Genomic DNA, 639 nt, shown 5'->3' with positions numbered 1-639 from the left:
GCCTGGCTAACCCAGGTGCCGTGAAAGCCATTGGGTACGCGCTGCGGCAATATCACACGCGCGACTGGGCCTTGCGTGATGTGCTGCGCATCAATCACCCAGACTTCTGAGCGCTGTGCTTGCTCGTTCCACACAAAGCTGACCAGGTAGCCGTCATCTTCGAGCTGCGCATTGTCGCGCTCTGCAAACGGCGCCTCGCTAAACCAATAGCCTTCGCCCGGGTTGTAGGCCACAGAGTGGCCTAGTTCGTAGTCGTATTTCACCAAGCCTTGAAAGCGCGGCTGCTCCAGTGTGCGCATTTTCCCCATCAGCACGTTGTAGCTGTAGCGGTTTTTATAACCCTGGAAGCGCGCATTGATCATTGGAAATTCGGTGTTAAACACATCGTCGACCACGCTCTCGCGGGTCTGGCCTGTGGCCAGGTTGAAGCGCCATTGGTAGAGCTCCTGGTCCATGCCTTGCGTGCCAATCGTGAACAGTAGGCGCTTGACGTCCAGGGAGCCATCAAACTGTTTTGGCATCGCGTAGGGCGTGCCCAGCATGATGATTTCCGTCTCGCCCTGAGCGTTGACTTCTTCCCATGCGTTCACCGCATGCAGCATATAGCGTGGGCTGGCTTCAAACCAGCGGATCTGATCG

At 57.0% G+C, this 639-nt stretch carries 1 protein-coding gene; it reads right to left on the bottom strand.

Annotated features, from left to right (window positions below; genetic code table 11):
- Positions 1-639 (bottom strand): carotenoid oxygenase family protein (locus tag E8K88_RS17910; protein ID WP_205880133.1); only part of this gene is annotated, 639 nt, incomplete at both ends.

This window comes from Lampropedia aestuarii (assembly GCF_004803635.1).
Lineage (GTDB): Bacteria > Pseudomonadota > Gammaproteobacteria > Burkholderiales > Burkholderiaceae_C > Lampropedia > Lampropedia aestuarii.
Note: the sequence above shows the minus strand (reverse complement) of the source record. Positions and strands in the feature narration are given on the sequence as shown.